This window comes from Streptomyces sp. NPDC058663, from assembly GCF_042716745.1.
Lineage (GTDB): Bacteria > Actinomycetota > Actinomycetes > Streptomycetales > Streptomycetaceae > Streptomyces.
This window is the reverse complement of the sequence record NZ_JBHXRV010000013.1, coordinates 15,717-39,006: the sequence shown is the minus strand read 5'-3', so window position 1 is coordinate 39,006 and position 23,290 is coordinate 15,717. Positions and strand designations below refer to the sequence as shown.

General features: G+C 70.7%; 23 protein-coding genes and 1 pseudogene. 12 read left to right on the top strand and 12 right to left on the bottom strand.

What is annotated here, in order from left to right:
* Positions 1–434 precede the first annotated feature (434 nt).
* Entirely contained in the window at positions 435–1,922 is a 1,488-nt protein-coding gene (locus ACFWVV_RS11990; RefSeq protein ID WP_384347499.1) for an alpha/beta hydrolase family protein, read from the top strand.
* A gap of 239 nt (positions 1,923–2,161) precedes the next feature.
* On the opposite strand, the gene ACFWVV_RS11985 is transcribed toward ACFWVV_RS11990, so the two are convergent.
* From ACFWVV_RS11985 to ACFWVV_RS11975, 3 genes are all read right to left on the bottom strand, one after another.
* A complete protein-coding gene (locus ACFWVV_RS11985; RefSeq protein ID WP_384347502.1) occupies positions 2,162–2,326 on the bottom strand; it encodes a hypothetical protein in 165 nt (54 codons plus the stop codon).
* Positions 2,323–2,559 (bottom strand): helix-turn-helix domain-containing protein, encoded by a 237-nt coding sequence (locus tag ACFWVV_RS11980; RefSeq protein WP_384347505.1) that lies wholly within the window; start codon positions 2,557–2,559, stop codon positions 2,323–2,325. Before ACFWVV_RS11980 ends, ACFWVV_RS11985 begins: the two co-directional genes overlap by 4 nt.
* Positions 2,560–3,061: 502 nt before the next feature.
* Positions 3,062–4,252, bottom strand: a complete 1,191-nt coding sequence (locus tag ACFWVV_RS11975; RefSeq protein ID WP_384347509.1) for an FAD-dependent monooxygenase — start codon at positions 4,250–4,252, stop codon at positions 3,062–3,064.
* A gap of 123 nt (positions 4,253–4,375) precedes the next feature.
* Between ACFWVV_RS11975 and ACFWVV_RS11970 the strand changes: the two genes are divergently transcribed.
* Positions 4,376–5,080, top strand: a complete 705-nt coding sequence (locus ACFWVV_RS11970; protein WP_384347512.1) for a TetR/AcrR family transcriptional regulator C-terminal domain-containing protein — start codon at positions 4,376–4,378, stop codon at positions 5,078–5,080.
* Positions 5,081–5,255: 175 nt separating this feature from the next.
* Here the strand turns inward: ACFWVV_RS11970 and ACFWVV_RS11965 are convergent, their stop codons facing one another.
* Positions 5,256–6,260 (bottom strand): bacteriocin fulvocin C-related protein, encoded by a 1,005-nt coding sequence (locus tag ACFWVV_RS11965; RefSeq protein WP_384347515.1) that lies wholly within the window; start codon positions 6,258–6,260, stop codon positions 5,256–5,258.
* 577 nt (positions 6,261–6,837) lie between these two features.
* On the bottom strand, positions 6,838–7,290 hold the full coding sequence (locus tag ACFWVV_RS11960; protein WP_384347520.1) for a hypothetical protein: 453 nt from the start codon (positions 7,288–7,290) through the stop codon (positions 6,838–6,840).
* A gap of 167 nt (positions 7,291–7,457) precedes the next feature.
* On the opposite strand from ACFWVV_RS11960, the pseudogene ACFWVV_RS11955 reads away from it, so the two are divergent.
* A pseudogene (locus ACFWVV_RS11955) lies at positions 7,458–7,879 on the top strand (DUF4259 domain-containing protein).
* Between the two features lie 59 nt (positions 7,880–7,938).
* On the top strand, positions 7,939–8,361 hold the full coding sequence (locus tag ACFWVV_RS11950; RefSeq protein WP_384347523.1) for a hypothetical protein: 423 nt from the start codon (positions 7,939–7,941) through the stop codon (positions 8,359–8,361).
* A gap of 300 nt (positions 8,362–8,661) precedes the next feature.
* On the opposite strand, the gene ACFWVV_RS11945 is transcribed toward ACFWVV_RS11950, so the two are convergent.
* The 7 genes from ACFWVV_RS11945 to ACFWVV_RS11915 form a co-directional block, all read right to left on the bottom strand.
* Positions 8,662–8,955, bottom strand: a complete 294-nt coding sequence (locus tag ACFWVV_RS11945; RefSeq protein ID WP_384347525.1) for a hypothetical protein — start codon at positions 8,953–8,955, stop codon at positions 8,662–8,664.
* A 284-nt stretch (positions 8,956–9,239) separates the two neighbouring features.
* The gene (locus ACFWVV_RS11940) at positions 9,240–9,536 is read right to left on the bottom strand and encodes an STAS domain-containing protein (protein ID WP_384347528.1); all 297 of its coding nucleotides are present in this window, start codon (positions 9,534–9,536) and stop codon (positions 9,240–9,242) included.
* 891 nt (positions 9,537–10,427) lie between these two features.
* The gene (locus ACFWVV_RS11935; protein WP_384347622.1) at positions 10,428–11,234 is read right to left on the bottom strand and encodes a class I SAM-dependent methyltransferase; all 807 of its coding nucleotides are present in this window, start codon (positions 11,232–11,234) and stop codon (positions 10,428–10,430) included.
* A gap of 166 nt (positions 11,235–11,400) precedes the next feature.
* On the bottom strand, positions 11,401–12,309 hold the full coding sequence (locus ACFWVV_RS11930; RefSeq protein ID WP_384347530.1) for a class I SAM-dependent methyltransferase: 909 nt from the start codon (positions 12,307–12,309) through the stop codon (positions 11,401–11,403).
* A gap of 63 nt (positions 12,310–12,372) precedes the next feature.
* Entirely contained in the window at positions 12,373–13,473 is a 1,101-nt protein-coding gene (locus ACFWVV_RS11925; protein ID WP_384347533.1) for an NAD(P)-dependent alcohol dehydrogenase, read from the bottom strand.
* Positions 13,470–14,936, bottom strand: a complete 1,467-nt coding sequence (locus tag ACFWVV_RS11920; RefSeq protein ID WP_384347536.1) for an aldehyde dehydrogenase family protein — start codon at positions 14,934–14,936, stop codon at positions 13,470–13,472. Before ACFWVV_RS11920 ends, ACFWVV_RS11925 begins: the two co-directional genes overlap by 4 nt.
* Positions 14,937–14,944: 8 nt before the next feature.
* Positions 14,945–15,700 (bottom strand): (5-formylfuran-3-yl)methyl phosphate synthase, encoded by a 756-nt coding sequence (locus tag ACFWVV_RS11915; protein ID WP_384347539.1) that lies wholly within the window; start codon positions 15,698–15,700, stop codon positions 14,945–14,947.
* A gap of 505 nt (positions 15,701–16,205) precedes the next feature.
* Between ACFWVV_RS11915 and ACFWVV_RS11910 the strand changes: the two genes are divergently transcribed.
* The 8 genes from ACFWVV_RS11910 (at position 16,206) to ACFWVV_RS11875 (ending at position 23,287) form a co-directional block, all read left to right on the top strand.
* On the top strand, positions 16,206–16,739 hold the full coding sequence (locus tag ACFWVV_RS11910; protein WP_384347541.1) for an EF-hand domain-containing protein: 534 nt from the start codon (positions 16,206–16,208) through the stop codon (positions 16,737–16,739).
* A gap of 411 nt (positions 16,740–17,150) precedes the next feature.
* The gene (locus ACFWVV_RS11905) at positions 17,151–18,023 is read left to right on the top strand and encodes an oxaloacetate decarboxylase (RefSeq protein WP_384347544.1); all 873 of its coding nucleotides are present in this window, start codon (positions 17,151–17,153) and stop codon (positions 18,021–18,023) included.
* Positions 18,024–18,242: 219 nt separating this feature from the next.
* Positions 18,243–18,500: a DUF5133 domain-containing protein gene (locus ACFWVV_RS11900; RefSeq protein ID WP_384347547.1), complete on the top strand. Its 258-nt coding sequence runs from the start codon at positions 18,243–18,245 to the stop codon at positions 18,498–18,500.
* An 820-nt stretch (positions 18,501–19,320) separates the two neighbouring features.
* The gene (locus ACFWVV_RS11895; protein ID WP_384347550.1) at positions 19,321–19,503 is read left to right on the top strand and encodes a hypothetical protein; all 183 of its coding nucleotides are present in this window, start codon (positions 19,321–19,323) and stop codon (positions 19,501–19,503) included.
* A 13-nt stretch (positions 19,504–19,516) separates the two neighbouring features.
* The gene (locus tag ACFWVV_RS11890) at positions 19,517–20,227 is read left to right on the top strand and encodes a hypothetical protein (RefSeq protein WP_384347553.1); all 711 of its coding nucleotides are present in this window, start codon (positions 19,517–19,519) and stop codon (positions 20,225–20,227) included.
* Positions 20,227–21,240 (top strand): DUF6895 family protein, encoded by a 1,014-nt coding sequence (locus ACFWVV_RS11885; protein ID WP_384347556.1) that lies wholly within the window; start codon positions 20,227–20,229, stop codon positions 21,238–21,240. The genes ACFWVV_RS11890 and ACFWVV_RS11885 overlap by 1 nt, the downstream gene beginning before the upstream one ends.
* Complete coding sequence (locus tag ACFWVV_RS11880; protein WP_384347557.1) at positions 21,237–22,157, top strand: DUF6895 family protein; 921 nt, start codon at positions 21,237–21,239, stop codon at positions 22,155–22,157. Before ACFWVV_RS11885 ends, ACFWVV_RS11880 begins: the two co-directional genes overlap by 4 nt.
* Positions 22,154–23,287 (top strand): serine hydrolase domain-containing protein, encoded by a 1,134-nt coding sequence (locus tag ACFWVV_RS11875; protein ID WP_384347560.1) that lies wholly within the window; start codon positions 22,154–22,156, stop codon positions 23,285–23,287. The genes ACFWVV_RS11880 and ACFWVV_RS11875 overlap by 4 nt, the downstream gene beginning before the upstream one ends.
* The last annotated feature ends 3 nt before the right edge of the window (positions 23,288–23,290 follow it).

The window sequence follows — 23,290 nt, the reverse complement described above, 5'->3', positions numbered from 1 at the left end:
GTTCGGCGTACGGCCATTGTCGTCCGCACGGCCGTTGTTGTTCGCCGTACGGCCGTTGCCCTCCGCCGCATGGCCATTGCTGTTCGCCGCACGTGGTCCCGGTAGCGCGCCGGGTGGGCATTGCCCGGCTCTGAGGGCTCCTCGGTCATCGCATGTCCCTGTCGGTTTCTGCATCGTGGTGGAGCCGGCCGGGGCCACCACCGCGTACAGCCGGAGCAAGGCCGGGTGCGGGGAGCCTGTGCTCGCCCGGCGTGTACAGCGGTCCTGCCACGCTAGGCCGCGGGGCCGTCACGCACATGGGCCCATCGTCTGAGGACACCGCGCCGGCGTACGACCGCAGGATGAGACCCGCTGCCTACCCCGGTCGTAAAGAAGCCGTTCAGCCGGCGTGCTCGCCTGCGACTCCGGTGGCACACGAGGGCGACCCGGGGCCGATGCGGCAGCGTGCATCCCGCGCCGAGGATGGCCGGGTGACCGAGATCATCACGGGACTGCACATGTCCCTCCTGGAAATCCTTGCCCTGCTGGGCACCACCGCACTGGTCGGGGCGCGCTGGCTTCCCCCCTCCGCCCGACCACGCGTCACGATGACGGCGGGGGCACTTCTCGTGCTGTCCGTCATCGTGCTGAGTGGGGTGGGGATCCGCTGGCAGATGCTGCCGGTGCTGGCGGGCGCCGCCTTCGTGTTGCCGTTCGCCGTCTCTCCGCTGATCCGACGACGTACCGGGCGGCCGGCGTGGCGGGCCCGATGGTGGCTGGCGGTGCCGGGATCGGTGGCCTGCGCCGGTCTGATCGCCACGGGCCCGTTGGCCGCCTGGGCCTTTCCCGTACCGGTGTTCCCGGAACCCTCCGGCCACTTCGCGGTCGGCACCCGCGTGATGCAGTGGACCGACCCGAACCGCCCGGAGACCGCCACCGCCGACCCGCGCGACCGGCGTACGGTCGTGGTCCAGCTCTGGTATCCCGCGCAGAGGAGCCCCGCAGGCTCGCGGCGGGCCCCCTACCTCGGTCGTACGCAGGACGAGGCGCGCACCGTCTCCGACGCCCTGGCGCGCTATGCCGGCCTGCCCGGCTTTCTGGTCGACGGCGTACCGCGTGCCCACACCCATGCGGTCTTCGACGCCCCGGTGGCCGAGAAGGGGGGACGGTTCCCGGTCGTGCTGTTCTCTCCCGGGCTGGGAGGAGTGCGTACCCAGAACACCGCCTGGGCGGAGGAGCTGGCCAGCAACGGCTATGTCGTCGCCGCCCTCGACCACCCGTACGACTCCGCCGCGGTCGTCCTCGCCGACGGCCGAACGGTCCACACCAAGGTCGTCTCCACCGGCGACGACACCGAAGACAGCAAGCGGGCCACCGAAACGACGCGCGTCCGGGCCGCGGACCTCAGCTTCGTCCTCACTCGGCTGGGCAGCCCGGACCGAGGGACCGCGGGTCCGCCGACCGGGCGCCTGGACACCGGTCGGGTGGCGGTGACCGGCCACTCCCTGGGGGGCGGCGCTGCCCTGCAAGCAGCGCGCCAGGACCGCCGGTTCACCGCCGTCATCAATCTGGACGGCTACCCCCGTGACCCCGTCCCGCTCCCCTATCACCAGCCGGCGCTCGCACTCACCCAGGACGTCACCCCGGACACCGACCCGCGCTACATCCCCCGCCTCACCCAGGTTCTCCAGCTCAGCACCGCGACGAGCTACCGGCTCACCGTCCCCGGCGCCGCGCACCTCACCTTCATGGACGCCCCCCTCTACCTGCCGCCTGTGCCCTCGATGGTCGGGGCCCTGGGCCGCACCGAGAGCCCGCATGTCGTCGCCGCAGCCACCCTCGCCTTCCTGGACACCGTCCTGCGGCACAGATCCGGCGATCTCGCCGCCGCTCTGTCGGCTTACGGCAACCTGAGCGTCCACCGCCCGGACACCAGTCACTGATCCGGTGCACCGTGGCAGCCGCGGCACGGCCGTTCCCCGGCCGCACCCCGGCCGCGTGCCAGTCGCGCACCGGCTGCGCACGGGGCGGGCCCGGCGCCCGCTTGAGCACCGCGAAGGGCTCCGGTTCGGCCGGTCCCGGGAATCCGCTCAGCCGGCTCACCCGTCACTCGGCTGCCCGGTGAGCCGGGACGCCTTTCGGCAACCTCTCCAGCGGGGGCGTTCAATCGTCGAGGTGCCCGCTACCGGCGGGCATGGCGGGCGTGAGGCCGCCGGTGCGCGGGGGCCCGTGGGGCGAGGAGGACTTCCTCGTAGCGTCCGAGGGCCAGGACACCGGCGAGGAGCGCTCCGGGCAGAGCCAGTGCCACGAAGACGGCGGCGGTCGGTGCCGCCGGGTCGGCAATCATGCGTCGGGCACGCCCGCGAGGGCGGTGCCGGGAATGATCTCGGTCATGGACAGGCCGAGGGCGTCGGCGAGTTCACGGAGTTCCTGCTCCGTTGGGGGGACAGGACCTGTATCACCGTCCTGGACGAAAGCTCTGACGCGTGGGGTACGGATACCGGTACGGTCCGCCAGCGTCTGCACGCTGACATGCCCACGGTTCATAGCCGACTCCAGGACGTACGCCAGATCTGCCATCCTCCGCTCCTGCCCCCGTCCCCAGCCTTCATGCAACCCCATGACCCAAGCCCCCCCCGCACGGGTAAGTGCCAAGGGTGCAGCAGCAGAAGGACAGCTTCGGCGGGTTACGGCGCGCCCGGCCCTCCACAGGGCACGGTCGTACACCGGCTCCGGGTCGGCAATCGCTTGCGTGGAGAGGGCACGCCAGAGGGTGCTGGCGCCTTGTCAGGGTTCTGCCCCGGGCCGTTGCGACAGTTGGGCGTGCCGGGCTGGTCGTGACCTTTTTGGCCGCGAGCGGCGTCCCCGCGGCACTGCTTGTCGCCTCCGCGACCGCCGCCCGGGCGGGCGAGCCGCCCGCTGACACGGCGTCCCACAGCTCAGCGGCACAGGCGTGCTGGGGCCAACCGGAACGCGGTGGCGAGGGACACCACGGGAACAGTAGTTGGTGCGACGCGGGGCGGTACCGTCAAGTGATCAGGTGCCCGACCCTGGGTGGTTACCAGTACACGCGTTACGGCGCTCAGCACAGCGGTGTGGGAAAGTCGGCCGCGTAGTCAGGCAGGTCGACGCTGCTGACCTGCTTGCCCAACTCCAGCATCTTGTCGAGAATCCAGCGCCGGTTCAGCAGCGCGTTGCGCACCCGCAGCCCGGTCGCGGTGCCGGGCGCCAGGAACGGGCCGGTGCGGTCGCCGCCCTTCTGGCAGCCCCGGGCGTAGTCGCGCAGAGTGTTCTCGTAGCGGGCGAAGGCGGTGCGGTGGTCACCGCGGGCCCGGGCCAGCTCGCCGGCCAGGACGTACGCCGCCACCACAGCGGTGCCCGTGCCCATCCCGCCGATCGTGGCCCCGCAGGCCGCGTCGCCCAGCAGGGCGACCCGACCGGTGGACCAGGCGGGGACGTCGGCCCGGCTGATTGAGTCGAAGTACAGCTCGGAGGCCTGCCCGAGACTCTCGAGCAGCCCGGGCACCTCCCAGCCGAGACCCGTGAAGGAGTCCTGGATCAGCTTCTTCTGCTGCGCCGCATCGTGACGGTCGTAACGGAGTTCGGGCGAGGCGAAGACGAAGAACGCGCCCGCGCGGGTCGGCCGGCTGTGGTCGGCACCGACCGCGGCGAGCCGACCGGGGACGTTGAGGCCGATCGAACCGGGCGGCAGGGCAAGGTAGTTGGGCAACTGCCAGGTGGCCGCGTAATAGCCGAGGTGGCGGACGTAACGCCTGTGGGGGCCGAAGGCGAGCCGACGGACGTGGGAGTGCAGCCCGTCGGCACCGATCACCAGATCGAACTCGCGTGGCGCGGCGTTCCGGAAGGCAACCCGAACACTGGTGGGCGTCTCTTCCAGGGCAGTGATCGAGTCGCCGAAGAGGTACTCGGTGTGCGGGAGGCTGTGCTGGTGCAGCACCTGGGCGAGCTCCCCGCGCGGGACCTCGACGTCCCCGCCCGCGAAGTCGGCCGGCAAGTGGAGGAGCTGACGGCCTCGCTGGTCGACGAAGGTTATCGGGCTGCCGCCGGTGTCGAGGGCACGCAGTTCGTCGAGCACTCCCATGCGCTCCAGCACGGTCAGATGGGTATTGCCGCGGAAGTCGACCGCCTGGCCGCCGCCGCGAAGGGCGGGGGCCAGCTCGACGACGGTGGTCTCGAAGCCGTACCGCCCCAGCCAGTAGGCCAGTGCGGGGCCGGCGATGCTCGCCCCCGAGATCAGGACCTTCGTGCTCACGTGAACCACTCCATCCGAAGCCGCCTCATAACTGTGTCCCTTGGACACTGTTTATTTCTGTGTACGGTAGACGCAGTGGGGTCGCCTCGCAAGGGCAACCGGAAACACGGGACGGAGCGGGGTTTGGGCGAGGAAGCGAATGAGACGGTGCGGCTGCTCTGGGGACCGCGGGCCAAGCCGTCCCGGGGCCCGAAACCCTCGCTGAGCCTGCGTCGGATCGCCGCGGCCGGCGTCGAGATCGCGGATGCCGAGGGCCTCGGCGCCGTGTCGATGCAGAAGGTCGCCGGCCTGCTCGACTTCACCAAGATGTCGCTCTACCGCTATGTGCCAGGCAAGACGGAACTGGTCGCACTCATGGTGGAGACCGCGGTCGGTGAGCCCCCACCCGCCCTGGACGGCCTCAGATGGCGTGATCAACTCGCCTCCTGGGCACGGCAGTTGGCGCAACTGTTCGCCAGGCACCCGTGGCTGCTCGACGCCACCGTCGGACCACGGGTGATGGGCCCCGAGGAACTCGGCTGGCTGGAGCGGGCGGTCGCAGCCCTGGACGGTCACGGGCTGACCGGCCCGGAGCGGATGGACGCCGCGGTACTGCTCGTCGGGCACGTCCGGGGCATCGCCGAACAGGCTCGCGCGGCGCGGCCGGACGGCGCGCCCGAGACCGAACTCCTGACCTTCCTCGGCCCCCTGGTGCACCAGCACGCCGACCGCTTCCCCGCGCTCGCCGCGGCCATGGCCTCGCAGGACGGCCGGGACCAGGCGCTGGACTTCGGCCTGGAACGGATCCTCGACGGCCTGGAGGCCCTGATCACGCACCGCGCCGAGTAACCCCGGGGACAAAATTTTTGCGCGCTTGCGTTCTGGCCCTGTGCTGCCCGACGGGTGCATCGCCCTTTCCAGATCGTGCGATGGCCGCTGCGCACGCCTGCTTGTTCAGGCTGCTCGGTCTGCAGCGGAACGTCGGGAATCAACCGTCACCGGTACTGAGGTCACGGGTCTCTCGTCACTTGGTGCACGTTCCGTTGCACTGGTACATGCCCAGGAATCCGCAGCCCGAGGTCGTGGCGCAGAAGCAGCACTGACAGCGGGGGCCTTCCCACACGGTGCACCACTGCGAGGTGGTACTGCAGTTGCAGGTCGCCTGCACACCTACCGCCCCTTTTTCTCGGGCGGCCGGCGCGGAGTCAGCGGGCCCGAGAGTCACCAGCAGCGCGGCACTGTCGGCCATGCCGAACGCCTCCTTGGCCGCCGTCTCCACGGCGGAGATGCGGCGTTGCAGCGGCGAGCCCTGCTTCGGCTCGCCACCGGCGAAGGTGGCCTCCGAGCTCGCCAGAGCCAGCGCCTCCTGCATCACTCGCTCCTGCTCCTTGGTCAGCGCCGGGTGTGCGGCCCGGAACTGGGTCAGGTGCTCGGTCCACACCCGACTGCGCTCGGCCGGGGCGAGTTCCACCAGTACCGCTTGACGGACAGCCGTAGGAAGCGGTGCGATCGAGGCGTAGGTGCGAGGCAGCGCGTTGCGGCGTGCGGCCACCCAGGCCCTGGCGTCCGTCTGCGCGGAACGTGCGAAGGCCGGGGTCTGCCCGGCCATCGTCATCCCGACCGCCGTGCTCACACCGCCCGCCAGCAACAGGAAACGCTTGCGGCTCAGGCCTGAGCTCTCCCGTTCCGCGGTGTCCACTGCGGTGGTCAGTGGCTGTCCGGTACGGGCCGAACGACGCAGCTCGCCCAGGGCCACGAGTACGCGACCAGTCGCACGCGGCCCGAGTTGCCGCACCAGCGGAGGGGTCATACGAGGCCCTGTCCAGGCGCGCGGCACGCCGTCGGCCACTCGTAACAAGGTCGGCGCCCATACGGGGTCGGCACCCATGGCCTCCTCGCGCCACCGCTGTACGGCAGCGTCGGTCAGCGGCAGCACTTCGAGCTTGCCTCCGCTGGCCCGGGCCACGGTGGATGACACCGTGGTGCAGGTGCCGCAGGATGAGTCGAACGCCAGGATCCAACGTGTCATGTCTTCCATTCCCTGTCCTTTTCCTGTCCTTCGTCGGCTGCGTCTGGCGCAGTTGCCGCCACGAGGGGACCAGAACGCCGCGTGGGTGCCGACGATGCCGGTGGGCACGCGGTCTCAGCAGCAGGGCACTCGGCGGGGGTGGTCATGCTGAGTCGGGCAGCAGCCGCACATCGAGCAGGGACTACTGTGTCGCACCGCCTCACCTGTGAGAAAGGGGGTATTCCAGTCATTCTTTCCTTGATTCCCATGATTTCCTCGCAGGTGCGCGACCCCTTTGGCGCGGAGGGAGACAAGGGCTCGGGTTACCGTGTCGTCGTGGATGCCGAGGACGTCCGCGACGGTGGCGACCTGCACGGTCGGGGCGGCGGCGGGGAGTTGGGCCGCGCGAGCGGACTTCCGCACGAGGCAGAAGGCCGCCGGTGACGCCCGGCCGGCCTCCCCTCGGGGCGCGGCTCGCCCGCTGCGCGGGCCCGGCTGCCTCCCTCGCCCGTTGCCCCGCGCAAGAGGGTCCGGTGCGTCCGAGCTCCTGGCGAGCAGCGGCGGCGTCAAGAACGAGCGTCACTCGCGGAGGGAGAGGTCAGAAGCTCCAGCTGTAGAGGCCACCACCCGCATTCACCGCAGACGTTGCGAGGCCGGCAACGCCTTGCAGCACTGCCGGCAGGTCATCGTCGGTCATGTCGTCTCCGTCCTCGGACCGGAGGCGCGCGGTCCAGCGGCCTGCGAGTTCTTCGAGTTCGGCCGGGCTCGCGTGGGCCAGTGCGCGGGTCAGTCGCTTCGGCAGAGCGAACACCTCGACGCCATCGTTCAAGGGGGGCGTGACCCACTCCGGCCACGCCCACCCAAGGAGCTGATCAACCGAGGGCGCCTCGCCCGAAGGCTCCTGGAAGTACATGTCCCACTCGGCGATGGCGCTGTCCGGCTCAATGAAACGGCAGCTCACAGACTCGAAGGCAGCACCGGGCCCCCGCAGACGCGACGCAGCTGCGGCTTCGTCGTCGGGGGCAAGGAAGAACAGTATGTCGTGGGCCATCCGAGCATGGTGACAGCTGGCGCTGCCGACATGGGTAGCCGTCATCGCAGTCCCGAGAGCTCTGCCCCGGCGGGTGCCAGGCGGGTAAAACCCCACGTGGGACTGCACGGCTCATGTCAGTGCCCTCTGCCAGAATGCCCTGATCAGTAACATGATCAGGGGAGAGCATGGGCACCTGGGACGTCGGGCCCTTCGACAACGACGCCGCAGCCGACTTCGGCGGCAATCTTGATGAGGCCGCCGCAGACGAACGTGAGGGCATCGTCCGCGGTGCTCTCACCCGCGTGATCGACACCGCGGCGAACCTCGAAGCATCGAAATCCGAGAAAGCCGTTGGCGCGGCCGCGCTCGTCGCCGCGCAGTGTCCCGGAGGTGAGAGCCGACCGATCCCGTCCATGGACCGAAAAAGCCGCTACCCGATCTCACTGGCCTGCGCGATCTCGCACTTCAGGCTCTCGACCGTGTCCTGAGCGAGCCGTCCGAGCTGATGGATCTGTGGGCCGAGGCGGATGCCAGACCCTGGCGTGCGGGCATCCACCGCTTTCAGAACGCGCTCCTGCCACACCCCGCGGGCGCACAGCTCAGCTGAGCTGACCCACCCCGCACCGCAACGCACCGCACCGACCCCGTCCTCTCCGGAAGGTTCCTATGAGCTGGGACGTCCTCCTCATGCGTCTGCCCGCCGACGTCACCTCTGTGCACGAGATCCCCGCCGACTACGCGCCCGACCCGATCGGCCGACGCGACGACGTATGCGCAGCTGTCACTCGGGCTTGCCCCGAAGCTGACCTCTCCGACCCGGCCTGGGGCGAGCTTTCCGGCCCGACGTGGTCCGTCGAACTCAACATCGGGTCACAAGATCCGGTGGACTCGATCATGCTCCACATCAGGGGCTCCGGCGACGATGTGCTGACGGAGGTCTTCCGTCTTGCCGCAGCACTGCGATGCGGAGTGCTCGACTGCGCGCATGGGGAGCTGATGGTCCCCGGGGGTGCGTCTGGCCTGGAGGCATTCCAGGAGTACCGAAATCTGGCGTGCCGACCCTCACCCGGCTTGCCCCCGTCACCGTGACCCGGTTCCGGCCCGAGAGGCCTTGCCGGGCGTGAAGGGGCGTGCCCGCGATGATCGCCGACCGCGTGGACGATACAGAAGTGCCGTCCCCGCGCGGCCAGCAGAGCGGGTCCGCCGGAGCCGCGCCGCTCCGGCCGCGCCGCAGCGGCTCCCTCCGCTCCCGGGCCGCAGGAACCGGACCGTGGCGCCCCGGCCGCCGCCCGGCAACCCCCGACTCCCGCACTGACCATGTGCCACGCTCCACGCGGCATGCCCCACAAACCCCGCGTCCCGCGCTGCAACACATAAGGACATGGGGGGTCAGGCGTTGACGTGACCGGCGGTGATGGCTCGCCGAGTTGCGGCACGGCGTACCGGCTTACGCGGCAAGGCCGCCAGAAGACGGTGCAGCCACAAGGAGGCGGTGCCGAGAAGGACGGCGAAGACCATCGACAGGAGCAAGGAGACCCACATCTGCCGACTCCCGGGATGGGTCCACCCCGTCCAGAGCGCGATGACCGCCCACAGCAAGGCTCCTGCCGCGTAGAAGATACGGGTCCGACGCAGTTGCCGTACGGCCCTCAAGGACAGGGAGAGTTCAGTCTTCGGTGCCATGCCGCCCCGTATACCCAGATCGACGCCTCTCACCGGACGACAGAAGAAGAAGTAGAGAGGGGAGGGGCCGGTGGTGAGCCGGGCAGCATCAGCGCAGTCCCTCCGGGCGTGCACGGCGCGCCCCGGGGCGCCGTCGGTGGCCTGGTGCCGCCAACCGACACGGGTCGAAGAAGCGACCCCGGGCCTCGCAGCGGCCTGCCACCCCCGCTTCGGCCAAACCGGAAGCGCAGGTCGCCCCAGGAAAGAGCGGCGCCGGACCTCATGCCGACGTGAGCACCGGTACCTCATGCCGACGTGACGGGTGCCTCCGCGGCGTCAGCCGCTGTGGGGAACAGCTTGAGGAACTGGTCGGCGCCGGTGATGTGCAGCAGACGCCGCACCTGCTCGGACACTCCGGCCAGCCGCAGGTCCGTCACTTGGTGGGCGCGCAGAAGGAGGTTGAGGAAGGTGGAGTCCGCGAAGGCCACCTCTGCGAGGTCCAGCACCACCACCGGGCTCTCCCCCGCCGCCGCGGTCACCGCCTCCAGCAGCAGGGGGCAGGACTCGAGGTCGAAATCACCGGACACCGCGACGACAGCCACCGCCCCGCGGTCGGCGCGAACGACTCGGGACCCTCTCGGGCCGGGAAGCGAAGAACTGTCGGAAACATGCGAACGGGGCTCGGACATCACCCGATTATGCACGCCCGCCAACGACCTTCGGGCAAGCATTGGCCAAAGCCTTCACGCAGCCGCGACATCCGGCCTGGACACCCCGAAAGCCGTGATCAGCATCACCCGCCCATCTGCTCGGACACCAGCCCGATACCGCTCCCCGCCCCGCCCCGGGACACCGGAGTACGGGGTGGCACGGCTGCGGAAGCGGTGCAGGGCCGACAACAGTGCCCGCGGAGGTGAAGCAGTGGCCCCGCGTACGTGCGACGGAACGCGGGACCACCGGTGCTTCGTCCTGTCGGGAACGCGCGCTCACGACCGTACGGGCGCCGGCCCCGGCGCGCATCCGGAGCGCGCCCTACGGGCGAAGGCGGGTGACAACCGGTCAGGGCTCCAGGGTCTGCCGGGCAAGGATGCCTCTGCGGCGCGGAGCCCACTGGCTTCCTCTCCGTCGTGGGCTGCGGGTCGGCGGCGAGCAGCGCCGCGACGGCCTGGGTACGAGGGCGACCAGGGCGCGTTCGGCGGTGCGCGTGGAGGACGCCGAGGGCGTCGGCGGCTGGGTCGGCGGTCACTGCCGGGGCCGCGGCGAGCAGGGCGGCGGCGCGGGCGCATCGCCTCGCGGCAGAAGGTCGCCCGTACCGCGCGGCGGCCTCCGCGCATCCGCTCGCATTCCTCTCGCTCGCATTCCTCTCGCTCGCATTCCTCTCCGGGGCGTGCCGCCTGCTTGGCCTCGACGGCGCCCCGGCCCAGTGGCCCGCTCCCTCGGCTTCCCCGCCGGCTTCACGCAGGGCCCGGAGGCGGGGTCGCGAAGGGCCTAGGTCAGCGCGCGGCGACCGAATACGCGGCGAGCGTGCGGTTGCCGCGCGGCTTGGCGAGGGCCCGGAGAACGTCGGTCTGGCTCAGGACGAGCTGTCGCACCGGCTCGGGCAGTGCGGACAGACGCTCCTCCGTTCCGGCCAGGTCGAGGCAGGCAGTGATTTCCCAGTCGCCGTCCTGAAGTCCTTCGGTGTCGACCGGCCTGCTGCCTTCGGCCGTCCAGCCGGTCTCGGGCAAGAGCCGCAGGAGCCCCTCACGGGAGAAAGGGGTACGGACATTGCCCGGGCCACGCGATCCTGCGGCCTCGATGTGCCCCTGGATCAACACGGCGAGGAGGTGCGCCAGCTGGTCACCGGATGCGGGCGTCAGGTCCCACTCGGTGAACCACAGTCGCCGCGCCCACGGCCGTACCCGGGCCAGTGTGTCTCGCAGCTGTCCGAGCGAGGTGAAGTACCAGGAGCAGTGGGCGAGCACCACGTGGTCAAAGGTACGTTCGGGAAAGTCGACTGAGGGGTCGAGGACGTCGGTGCCGAAGCGGAAGTCGATGCGCGGTCCGAGGGGGCCTGCCGTGAGGCGGGCTGCCGATTCTCCGAGCGTCACCGGCGTCCCGTAGGAGGGGTCGGCCACGTCGACGGCTACTACGTGTCCTTGGGGCCCCACCGCCTCTGCGAGGACGGCGGTCATGTCGCCCTGTCCGCAGCCCAGTTCGAGGACGGTCGCGCCCGGATCGATGTGCCAGCCCGACACGAGCACGGCGCGGTGGCGAGTCTGGGACAGCTGGCTGTCCGGGCTGTGATCGGCGGCGGCCATGCCGGCGGCGAGCGAAGGGGACTTGGCGCGGAGATCGGCGTGATGCACAAAGCCCTCGGTCTGCTCGACGGGTAGGTGGGCCGATGGTACGAGACGCGCGGGCAGTGGCGCCCCCCACTTCCTGGGCGGGCTCTGATGCCACTGCCTGTGACGGCGCCCGGCTTCGTCACGGTCGGCGTTTGTGGGCGAACACCCACCGGTTGCCCCCCAGGGCGTCGTTCTGTTCCGGCAGGGGGCCGCGGCCGTGCCGTCGGGTGAATTCGTAGGGGATGTGGACCGAAGCGGACCATCCCTGGCCTGTGAGGTGGCCCACGGAGTCGGGTCGCGGCTCCGGGTCGAACAGGGTGAGCAGGTCGATGCCGATCTGTTGAGCCGTCGCGGTGTAGAGGGGGCTGTCGCGGTGTGCCAGCAGGTCCTTCTCCAGTTTGACCTCGAACGCCAGGGCGCCGCTTTCGCCGGTAAGACGGTCCACCGTGCCGATGAGGGACGTCTCGGCGGCGGGCGGCAGGTAGAACAGCAACCCCTCGGCCAGCCAGACGCTCGGTGCGGCCGGGTCGAATCCGGCGTCGGTGAGCGCTACGGCCCAGTCGTCACGGAGATCGGTCGTGACGGGGACACGGGTGGCCTTCGGGACGGCCGAGAGCCCGTCGAGCACCTGGTGCTTGAACGCCAGCACTCCTGCCCGGTCGACCTCGAAGACCACACAGCCCGCAGGCCAGTCGAGCCGGAAGGCCCGCGAGTCCAGTCCCGCCCCGAGCAGTACCACTTGCCGGGTGTCGCCGGTGTGCACCGAGCGCAGGAGGAAGTCGTCGAGGACCCTCGTCCGCAGTCCGAAGTAGCGGGCGAACCGGCCCCACAACGGGTTCGCGTCCCCGTCCGGAACGTGTCGCGGACGCACCGGCCAGTCGGCGCACGCCGGGGCGGCGCGCACAAAGTGCTCCGCATAGGGGTCCCTGGCCAGGGAGTCGTGCCGGTGGGATTCGATGGCCCGTGCCGCGGCAACCAGAAGGGCGGTCGCTCCCACACCTCCTTCCACGCCTTCCGCACCGGTGCCGCAAGGGGTTGTACCGACCACGTTTCCTCCGTTGGCGAGTGGGGCCGAGCGCGGGCAGTCGTGGGCCGGACGGAGGCGGCGTCCTCACCCGTCTCCGTCCGGCGGGATGAGCACGGGTTTGACCACCCGGCCCGCTTCACAGTCCCTCTCGGCCTCGTTGATGCCGGCGAGCGGATACGTGCGGATCAACTGGTCGAAGGGGAAGCGTCCGGCCTGCCACAGCGCGGTGAGACGCGGGATCAGCAGTCCCGGTACCGCATCCCCCTCGCAGAGGTGGGAGAGGGTCCTGCCGCGGTCCAGCGCCCCCGGTTCGAGGGGGAGAGTGGTGTGCAGCCGTGCCACGAGCCCCAGGTGGCCGGTCGGACGCAGGGACTGGAGGGCATCGTTGATCAGCCGGGCGGAGGCCGTCGTGTCCAGGGCGTAGCGGGCGCCGCCGTCGGTCAGTCGCCGGATACGGCCCCGCAGGTCGGGTGCCGCGGCGTGCAGGGGGGTCGCGCCGAAGCGTTCGGCCAGAGCCAGGCGCTCGGGGTGCCGGTCGATGGCCACGGTGACCGCTCCGGAAGCAGTGGCCGCCATCACCGCGGCCAGGCCCACCGCGCCCGCGCCGAACACCGCGAGGGTGTCGCCGGGTCCGGCGCGGAAGGTGTTGAGGACCGCTCCGGCGCCGGTGAGGAACCCGCAGCCGAGCGGGCCGAGCAGTTCGACGGGGAGCGAGGGGTCGACCCGTACCGCGTTGCGGGCCCGGACCACCGCGTAGGCGGCGAACGAGGACTGGCCGAACCAGCGGGGAGCCAGTGCGGCCCCGGTGGGGTCGGTGAACCGTACGGGGTTCTCGGTGTGCTCGCCGAGAAGGTTGAGCGGGGCGAAGGATTCGCAGTAGGAGGGCGCCGCGCCCATGCAGTGGCGGCAGCGGCCGCAGGAGTCGAAGCTGAGTACGACGTGGTCGCCGTTGCTGAGTCCGGTGTGCGGGCCGCCCGTTTCCACCACGGTTCCGGCGCCTTCGTGGCCCAGCACCGCGGGCAGCGGTGAGCGCCCTGCCGAGTGCCGCACCGCGAGGTCGGTCCGGCACATTCCGCAGCCCGCGATCCTGACGAGTACCTCGCCTTCGGCCGGTCCCGTGTGCAGCACGTCCTCGACGGTGAACGGGCCGTCGTACGACCGCAGTACGGCCGCGCCGAATCTCACCACCGTTCCTCCTGCCGTTCCGCCTGCCGGTCCTCCCGCGGGCGGTGCACCACGAAGGGACGGAGGTTGCCGTAGAGGCCCCATGGGCCGCCCGCGACCCCCACTCCGCTGTCCTTGGCGCCGGCGAAGGGCTGGGCGAGGGACAGTTCGGCGTGGTGGTTGATCCATGCCGTTCCGCACTCCAGCCGGCCGGCCGCCTCCTCTGCCCGGTCGAGGTCGGTCCCCCAGACCGAACCGCCCAGGCCGAAGTGGGTGTCGTTCGCCGCGTCCAGGGCTTCGTCGAGGTCCCGGTAGGGCAGCACCGGCAGCACGGGCCCGAACTGTTCCTCCGTCACGACGGGGCTGTCGGCGGGGACGTCCGCCAGGATCGTCGGGGCGAAGAAGTAGCCCGGCCGGTCCAGCCGGTGGCCCCCTGCCACGGCCCGGGCACCGTCCGCCAGGGCGCGTGACGTGCAGCCCTCGACCCTGGCCAGTTGGGGGGCGTTGTTGAGCGGGCCCAGCTGCGTGCCCGCGTCGAGGCCCGCGCCGACGACCGTGGCCTTCGCGCGCTGGGCGAGCGCCTCGACCACGTCGGAGTAGAGCCGGGCCGGGGCGTAGACGCGCTTGACGGCCATGCAGACCTGTCCGCAGTTGCGGAACGCCGACCAGAACAGCCGGTCCGCGATCTTCTCCACGTCCACGTCGTCCAACAGGACGGCCGCGTCGTTGCCTCCCAGCTCCAGGGTGACGCGGGCGAGCGAGTCCGCCGCGCCGCGTGCGACGGCCCGGCCGGTGGGAATCGAACCGGTGAAGCTCACGTGACGGATCCCCGGGTGCGCGGCGAGGCGGGCGCCGAGGGGTTCCTGTCCGGTGACGATCGTCAGTACGCCCTCGGGCAGGGTGGCGGACAGCACGGATCCCAGCAGCCCGGTGGCCAGAGGTGTGTGGGGAGAGGGCTTGAGCACCACCGTGTTACCGGCGGCGAGGGCGGGCGCGAACTTCGCGGACGCGAGCTGGAGGGGGAAGTTCCACGGAATGATCGCCGCGACGGGCCCCAGGGAGCGCCAGCGGATCTCGCTGCGTACCGGCCTGCCGTCCTCGATGCGCTGCGGCTGCGGGGTCAGCTCGGCGAAGTACCGCAGGCGGGCCGCCGTACGGGCGACCTCGTGGTGTGACTCGGCCAGGGGTTTGCCCTGTTCGCGCGTGAGCAGAGGGGCGAGGCCGGCCGTGGCCGCCTCCACGGCGTCGGCTGCCGCGAGCAGTGCGGCGGTACGGGCGTCGGGGTCGGCACGCCAGTGACGCCATGCCTCGCGGGCCCTGACGACGACGGCGTCCAGTTCGTCCGGCCGCTGGTCGACGGCCTCGCCGAAGGCACTCCCGGTCGAGGGGTCGAGAACGGCGAACGCTTCCCCGGGGAGCCGTTCCCCCGGGGAACGCGGCGCGGCCGTGCGCCCCGGGACGTGCCCGGGCTGCTGTGCCCTCATCCGGGCGGTCACCCCGCGGCGGTGACAGCGGCTGTGTGTTCCCCGGCGTGCCGGTCCATCTCGGCCCGGAAGGCGGCCACCAGGTGCGGCTGGATCCTTCCCGCGTTGCGGTCGCCGCCTTCGCAGACGGCCCCGCGCACCCCCACGATGTCCGTGCCGATCCGGGTCAGCGCACCGAGGTCCCCCACCCGCACGCTGCCCGCAAGAGCGGCGAGCAGGCCGGCGTCGTGGGCGCGCCGCACGAATTCCTCACAGGCTTCGGGCGGCACGTGGTCGAACAGCCGTGTCCCGTCCTTGACGGCGGTGTCGAGCATGGCCGCGTCCGAGCCGGAGCGCCGGGCGATGTCGGGAAGGGCGAGCGGGTTGACGCAGCCGATCCGGTGGGCGTCGGCGTATCCGGAGGCGACGACGAAGGCGTCCGGCCGATGGTCCTTCACCGCCCGCACGACTGCCCGCATGACGTCGACGGCCTGGTCGGGAGTCGTGCATCCGTAGAGGCCGACCTTGATGTACGTGGCTCCGGAAACCACCGCGCCCAGTGCCGCCTGCGCCACGGTGCCGGGCTTGTACGGCACGTCTCCCACCGTGGCGGACACCGGTGTGTCAGCCGGAACGGCCTCTCGGATCTCCCGGATGACCCAGGGAAAGTTCGCGCCGAGTGAGCCCTCGTCGGGCTTCTTGACGTCCACGATGTCGAGGTGCTCGGCCGCCTTCGCGCAGTCGAGGGCCTCCTCGACGCCGTCCGGGGAGATGAGAAGCAACAACGCGCACTCCTTTCCCCGCAAAGCCAACCGCCCGAGAAGGCGAGTGTGGCGTGCGGAGTCACTTGGGCATCTTGCGGTGTGCTCATCGTGCGGGCCGCCCGTGAGCACCGGTAGGGCGCGCGAAGACCGAACGGAGGACTGCGCGCCCTTCCAGTGCGCCGTGCGCGCCGATTCTTCCGGCGCGCGCCTCGGCATCCGCGTCCGACGGCCGGAGCAGGGCCAGGTCTGCGGCACGTACGGGATCGCGAGGGCAGCGCACCCGGCCTGTTCCACCGGGGCGGCCCTTGTTCACTCGTTCTGCTGATCAGCAGGCGCATCCTGGGGCGTCGAAGGTCAAGTCCCGCATAGTGACAGGGCGACGGCCCGGCAGCGGTTCCCCGCCGGCGCGGCTTCCGCGCCGCACGATGACCGCCGCCTGCCGGTGGCCCACGGGTGCATCCCCGGGCCGGCACGGTACGGCTCGGCCGTCCTGTCTCTTGTCCGGCCTGACGAAAGGTATGAATCCATGCGTGACGAAGCAGTCAACCGCGTGAGGGTTGTTTTCACCCTGTTCGACGCCGATGGCAACGGGGTCCTGGAATCCGACGACTTCGACTTGATGAGCAGCCGGGTCGCCGCGGCTGTGCCCGATGCCGACGAGGCGCGCAAGAACGCCATGCGCGCCGGTTTCACTCGCTACTGGAACACTCTGGCCGGTGAACTCGACGCCAACCGTGACGGAAGGATCACCTACGACGAGTACCAGGCGTGCGTCCTGTCTCCGGAGCGCTTCGACGGTGCGATCGCCGAGTTCGCGGCTACCTTCGCGCGCATGGGAGACACCGACGGCAGCGGCCGGGTCGCCCGTCCGGTCTTCACCGGCATGCTGCGCGGGGTCGGTTTCGCCCTGCCGAACATCAACGCCCTCTTCGAGGCCCTCGGGCCCGACGACGCCGACCGGGTGTCCGTGGAGGCTTGGGAGGCCGAGATCAGGAACTTCTACGCCCCCGACAAGGGCGGTATCCCCGCGGACCTGCTGGCGGGTTCCGCAGCGGGCTGATCCACGCGGGCGCCCAGTGGCTCGCCCGTACGGAGCGAGCCATCGGCGTCACGAGGCGCGGCCCGAGCGCGTCCAGTACCCGAAGCGGGCAGGCCCGTCCTGTCCCGTACTCGCCCGCGGTCTGCCCGGGGCTGGCAACAGATCGCGGGCGTCGGCCCCGGCAGCACCGCCGAGGCCGCACTCGGGACCTGACCACGGCCGAGGCAACCGCCCGTCCCTCCCCATGCCGACAGCGAGGAACTCCTCCACGTTGCCGGCGGGCGTCCAACGGGCATGGGCCATTGGGGTGAGTAGAGCCTGCGGAGGTGGCACCGAGGAGACGGCTCCGAGAACATCCTCCGGGGGAAAGGACTGCCGTGTCGCGGCGGCCTCTCCGCACCTATGCACCGACGAACGTGTGGAGAGCTCAGGATGACGGCGTACGGAAGCAGACTGCGCGCTCAGGTCGCCGCACCGGGTACGACACCGTTGATCGGGGTCTACGACATGTACTCGGCTTCGATCGCAGCGGAGCACTACGACGGGATGTTCGTCTCCGGCTTCGGGTTCGCCGCCTCGCACTACGGCCTGCCGGACATCGGCTTCATCGCATGGCCCGACATGTTGGCCTTCGTCCAGCGGCTGCGCGGCGCCTTTCCCGGACACCACCTGCTGGTGGACATCGACGACGGCTACGTCGATATCGAAGTGGCATGCCACATGGTGCAGAGCCTGGAGCGTGCCGGGGCCTCCGGAGTGATCCTGGAGGACCAGAAGCGCCCCCGCCGCTGCGGCCACGCCGAAGGCAAACTCCTGCTGCCGCTGCAGGAGTACCTGGAAAAGCTGAACCTCGTCCTGGCCACCCGCGACGACCTGCTCGTCGTCGCGCGCACGGACGCCACCGAGGACGACGACATCCTGCACCGTGCCGCAGCGCTGGCCGCCACGGACGCCGATGTCATCCTCGTCGACGGAGTCCGCAGCATCGAGTGGATCCAACGCATCCGCGAGGCCACCGCTGACAAACCGCTGCTGTTCAACCAGATCACCGGCGGCAAGTCGCCTCGGCTGTCGCTCACCGAACTCACCGGCCTCGGCGTCAATGTCGCCATCTACAGCACTCCCTGCCTTTTCGCAGCCCACCAGGCAATGCAGACCGCCCTCGCCGAACTGCGCCTCGCCGACGGCCGCCTGCCGGCCGCGGAGGCACACACAGTCGGCGTGAAGGAATCAACAGACCTGCTGGCGAGGAACATCTCGCGCCGGCGCTCCGCGCGCGCGTCCTTGCAGGAGAACGCCGTCTGAAGAACGCGCGCCCGCAGGACCGGAGACAGGCTCTGCTGTCGTCGGCCGCCGAGCGGCCGACGCGGCTTGTCGAGTGCGGGTGCAGAGCGGTCCGCACGTGCTCAGGTGGTGCGGCACGGAGGAATGAACGAAGCTGGACGACGGGAAAAGCTGGGTCGGGAGGCGTCGACCCTCGTGCTTCATCTGTCGCTGAAGGCGCTCTCGGAAAGGTCTCCCGTCATGCTGATACCCAACGTGCAGGTGCTGCGCGATGTCCGCGCCCGCTACACGGCCGCCCGTCAGGCCTACCAGGAATCCCCCGGCGAGAGCACCCGGCTGGCGCTGGTAAACGCCGCCTACACCCTGTGCGTCCTCACCGCCACCACACAGGTCCCCCAGGCACTCGCCGCGGCCGACCTCCTCCTCCGGACTGCCTCCGTCGCCGCTCCGCCCCGGGCCATGGCCCGTCGCGCGGACCGCGAGGCGCTGGCGGCCTGACGGCCGCCGGATCCGGAGGAAGCGAGCGAAATCCGGTCCGGGAGCCGCTGTCAGGCCGGAGCCACGATCCTGACCGAGGGAGGTTCACGGCCGTCGGCCTGCGCCTCCCGCCCGGGCTTCGCCCCGCGGGACGCTTCACTCGGCACCTCCTTCAGGTCGTGATGTCAGCCGCACCCCCGAAGGAACGACCGCTGCGACGGAGTTGTCCTCGGCCACCCACACCACCGTCGCCCTGAGAGGGATCTGGACAGCAGTCCACTCAACTGCCCCCTGCAGCACCTCAGTTAGCTGCTCCGCGGCGGGTTGTGGCGGCGGGCCCCATACCTGGCCGCGGTGCGGGGCGAAAGCGGCCGAGAAGGGGCCGGGGCGATAGCGGAGAAGAGGCCGGGTCCGTAGGCGAAGGGCCGGTCACCGCCATCGGAACCAGAGACCGCCCCGCCCCTGCAGCCGGGCGCCGACAGGAGCCGGCCGAGCCGGAACGTCGGCTCCACGGCGTCCACTTGAGCCTCTCCAGACCCTGGAGCTGCGCAGCGCCAGCTGCGCACGGCCTGGCCCCACCGCCTCGCGAGTTCGGGCATTTCCTCAGTAGTTCAACGATCGACATCTCTCCCGCCTGGCTAGTTCAATTATCAACTCCCTTTCGACAGCCACGCGTCAATGCCAACGGTGTGACCTGCACGCCATCCCCCTAGTGGACAAACAGGACTCCCGGTATCAAGCTGGACATGTGTTCATCGCGCGGTGATTTCTCCGGTGATCATCTTGACCGGTCACCAGCGCACTCAGGAACACGAAGCTCAACAGAAAGGGGCTGGCAACGATGCCTTCCACCGATTTTCTGACCGACGAGCTCACCGAGATCCAGGACGTCGAGGCGGCTCTCAACCCGACCGAGGTCGCCGGGTTCTACCGCGACACCCGCGAATGCGTGGCGCTCGCACTGGTGTCCGGCGAGGGGAGCCTCCTGCTGTCGCCTCCGACGCCTCGGCCGAAGAAGGTCTGACGGGGGTAGTCGAATGGAGCAGTCAGGCACTTCGTCCCCGCTCGCGGGTGCGGTGCAGGATCTCGCTTCGGAGCTGGCCTCCGCTCTTCGGAGCGGGGGCCGGTTCCGGCTGGCCGTCAGCGTCTCCGATGCCCACGGCGCAGAGGCGACCGCCGGCCCGGGGCTCGCCGCTGTACGGGTGGTGGGAGCCGATGCCGTTCTGCCGAACGTACTGCACCGCATGCCCGCCGCGCCGGACGATCTCGCCGTGCTCGGCAGAGCGGTACACGCCTACCGGCCCCCCGAAAACGCCTCTCCTGCCTCAGTGTGGAGCCACTGGGCGATGGAACGCGCCCTGCTGGGACTGGACGACTCCTTCGCCGGTACGCCGGACTCCGGGGAGGAACCCCAGGTGGATTGGCTCGCCGAGGCCCCCTGGCAGGTACTGGCGCATCAACTCGCCGTGCTGGCCCCGCTCGCGGTCCCCGGCGGAGACAGCGCCGTGGCCGCCGTGGCCCGCAGCCGTCCTGTCGACGTCGCACGGGGTTTCGTCCGTGCGGTCCGTCGCCGCGACTGGCTGCAGGCAGCCGGTGCGGGACGTTGGCTGGTCCTCCTGGACGGCGTGCCGAAGACGCTCGGCCTGGAGTCCGGAATGGAATTCGTGGCGCACATGGGCTGTGGCGACCCGCGGGTGGCACTGCAGGTCGAGGCGGCGCGCCTCATGCAGCCCGGAGCGCGGAGCTGATGGCGCGCGACGGCCAGGTGGCACGTGACGTCGAAGGAATCGGCCGGGCCGCTGTCTCCTGGCTGACCACTCACCTCGGCGAATTCGCGCTCGGCGACGACGCGCTCGCCGAGCACGGCAACGTGAACCGGACCTGGAAGCCCCTCGGCGAACTCGCACAGGTGTGCGTCAGTATCCGCGGCCTCACCGAACCCACCACCCCCCTCCACACGACCGCTGGTGAACTGCTGGACTTCGCATGGCAGCAGACCGGCCAGGGTGCGCTCTTCCATGAGCTGCAGCGTCTCGAACCATTCGCGACGTACCCTCTGGAAATCTACGCGGCGTTCGCGTCGGTGGGGCTGCGCCACCCGGGCTTCGAGCGGGCCGTCGCGACGGCGGCCCGCACCCGCAGCTGGCGGATGACGGAGCAGCAGCCCAACCGCCGCCTCGGAGTCCTCAACTCCGAGCGACGCAACGGCCTCACGCCCCACGACGACATGCAGAGGGCGATGCGGCGCACCTGGCTTGGTGCACTGCCGGAACCATGGACGTTCGAGCGGGACGCCGGCTACACGCTCACCCATGTGATCTTCCACCTGAGCGACTGGGGCCTGGCACCGGAGGGCGTCCCCCCTGAGGTCACGGAGTATCTGCGCCAGTGGCTTCCGCCCTGGCTGGACACCTGCCTGGAGCATGAGCGGTGGGACCTGAGCTGCGAGCTGCTGGCCGTGGCGGCCATCGCGCCCGGGCCTGCGGACCACGTGATGCTGCGGGAGTCCTGGACGGAGCTCGGCAGAGCACAGGACGCGTCCGGCGCCATCCCGGAAGTCGGCAGTGGGCGCGAGGGCCACCCGCTCGCGGACGACTTCTTCGCCTGTTACCACTCGACCCTGATGGCGGTCTATGCCGCCGCACTCACCACTCACCAGCTGCACCGGAGCACCGGTGACAGTGCGGTGAGAGGGGAGGCGCGGGACACCTTCGAGAACGCGGCGCAGCCCGTCCAGGGCGGACAAGGAGCGTCGAGATGACCAGTACACGCCTCATCCACGCGGTCGGGGCCAGCGCCATGGAATGGCTGCACGCCCACCGCGACGGTTTCCGCCTCGAGGAGGACGTGGACCCGGAAGTGGGCTTCCTGTCGCGCTTCAAACCGGTCGGCGAACTGGCCATCATCTGCAAGGTGCTGTTCCGCGAAGGGGTGGCGGGCTCACGGCAGGCGCAACTGGCACGGCAGTTGCTCGACCACGCCTGGGAGCACACGCTCGACGGCGGTCGGATGCTGGTCCGCGGCCAACGTATCGAACCCCTTTCTCCCGTCCCCTTCGAGGTCTATCTGCCGTTCAAGGAGCTGGGCTACAGCCAGCCCGAAATCGAGCGGACCTTCCGGCTCAACCAGCGGCTGGAGAGCTTCGCCGCCCTGGAGATGCCGTCGGTGCGCCGCCTCGGGCTGTCGGCGTTCCAACGCCGCTTCGGGCTGTCTCCCCGGCCGCCCGAGTCCGAGATCGTCGGCGGCACCTGGCTGGGACGCACCCCGGAGCCCTGGACCGTGGAAGGGCACATCGCCTACGACATCACCCACACTGTCTTTCACCTCACCGACTGGGGAGAGAGCCCCGACCACCTGCCGGCACCACTCGCCGACTACCTCGCCACCTGGCTCCCCGTCTGGCTGGACGACTGGTTGAACCTGCAACGCTGGGACCTGCTCGGCGAACTGCTCGTCGTCGACGCCTGCCTGCCACGCCCCACGCTGGACGAGCGGGCCTGGGAGGGGTTCGCCGCAGCGCAACAGCCCGACGGCGCGATGCCCGCCATTCTGACGATGCCTCAGGGAACCCCCGACGAGGTGTTCGACATCGTGTACCACTCCACGCTCGTCGCCGCCTTCGCCTCCACACTGGCCACGTCCCGCGCCCTGGCGCAGTTGGCGCACGAACCGACATGACCCCGCGACCCGAACCCTGGCCGGGAGATCCCCTCGAGGCCGGCGCCGTCCTCCCGCTCGGCCGTCCTTCGGCGGACGCATCTCCGGGAGCACCCCAGGACGCATCGCTCGTCGCTTCCCCGGACGGCGAGACGCTGCGGCGCCGGCTCGACGACGCCATCAGCGCCACGGACGCACCGGACGCCGTCTTCGCACTCTCCCAGGACGGACACCGCACCGTACGCTGCGGTGGCACCGGGCCGCCCCCGCCCGTTGCCCGCGCCCAGCTGCGCTACGAGCTCGGTTCCGCCTCCAAGACGTTCACCGGCCTGCTCCTGGCCCAACTGACGCAGAGCGGTGTCCTGTCCGGAGGCGAGCCCGCCGTCACCTGCCTGGATCCGTCCCGGCGAACCGGCCAGGACCCCGTCACCCTCGCGCACCTGCTCACCCACACCTCCGGTCTGCCCGCACTGCCCGCGGACTTCTACCCCCGGGCCCTGCCCACCTGGCACACCAATCCCTATGCCGCGTACACCGACGGGCGGGTGGTGAACGCGTTCCTGCGCCGTCGGCAGCCCCGGCGGCCCGGCACCCGCTGGCACTACTCCAACTTCGGTGTCGCCGTGCTCGGTCACGCCCTGGCCGCCGCCACCGCGACGCCCTGGGACGACCTGCTCACCGGAAAGGTGCTCGAGCCGCTCCATCTGCACGGGACCGCCCTGAATCCGGCCGGGCCGGACACCGACGCCATCGGACACCGCAAGGACGGCTCGACCCCCACACCCCCGATGAGCATCGGCGGCTTCCGGGCGGCGGGGGCGGTGCGAGCCACCCCGGGCGATCTGCTGACGTTTCTCGAAGCCCACCTGGATCCGTCGGCCAGCCCTCCTCTGGCCGACGCGCTGCGAGCGGTACGGCGCCCGGTCCTGCGACGGGGCTGGGGGCACCGCCACGTCCACACGGTGGGCTGGTTCCAGCACCCCACGGAGGACGGCCCCATGTACTTCCACGCCGGAGCCACTCTCGGGCAGCAGGCCTTCCTGGGATTCAGACCCGACACCGGAACGGCGCTGGCCGCCGTGTGCACCCGTCGCTTCCGCGCTCACGAAACCTTCGTGGCGGCGGCGTACGCCCTGCTGGCAGAGGCGTGAGGC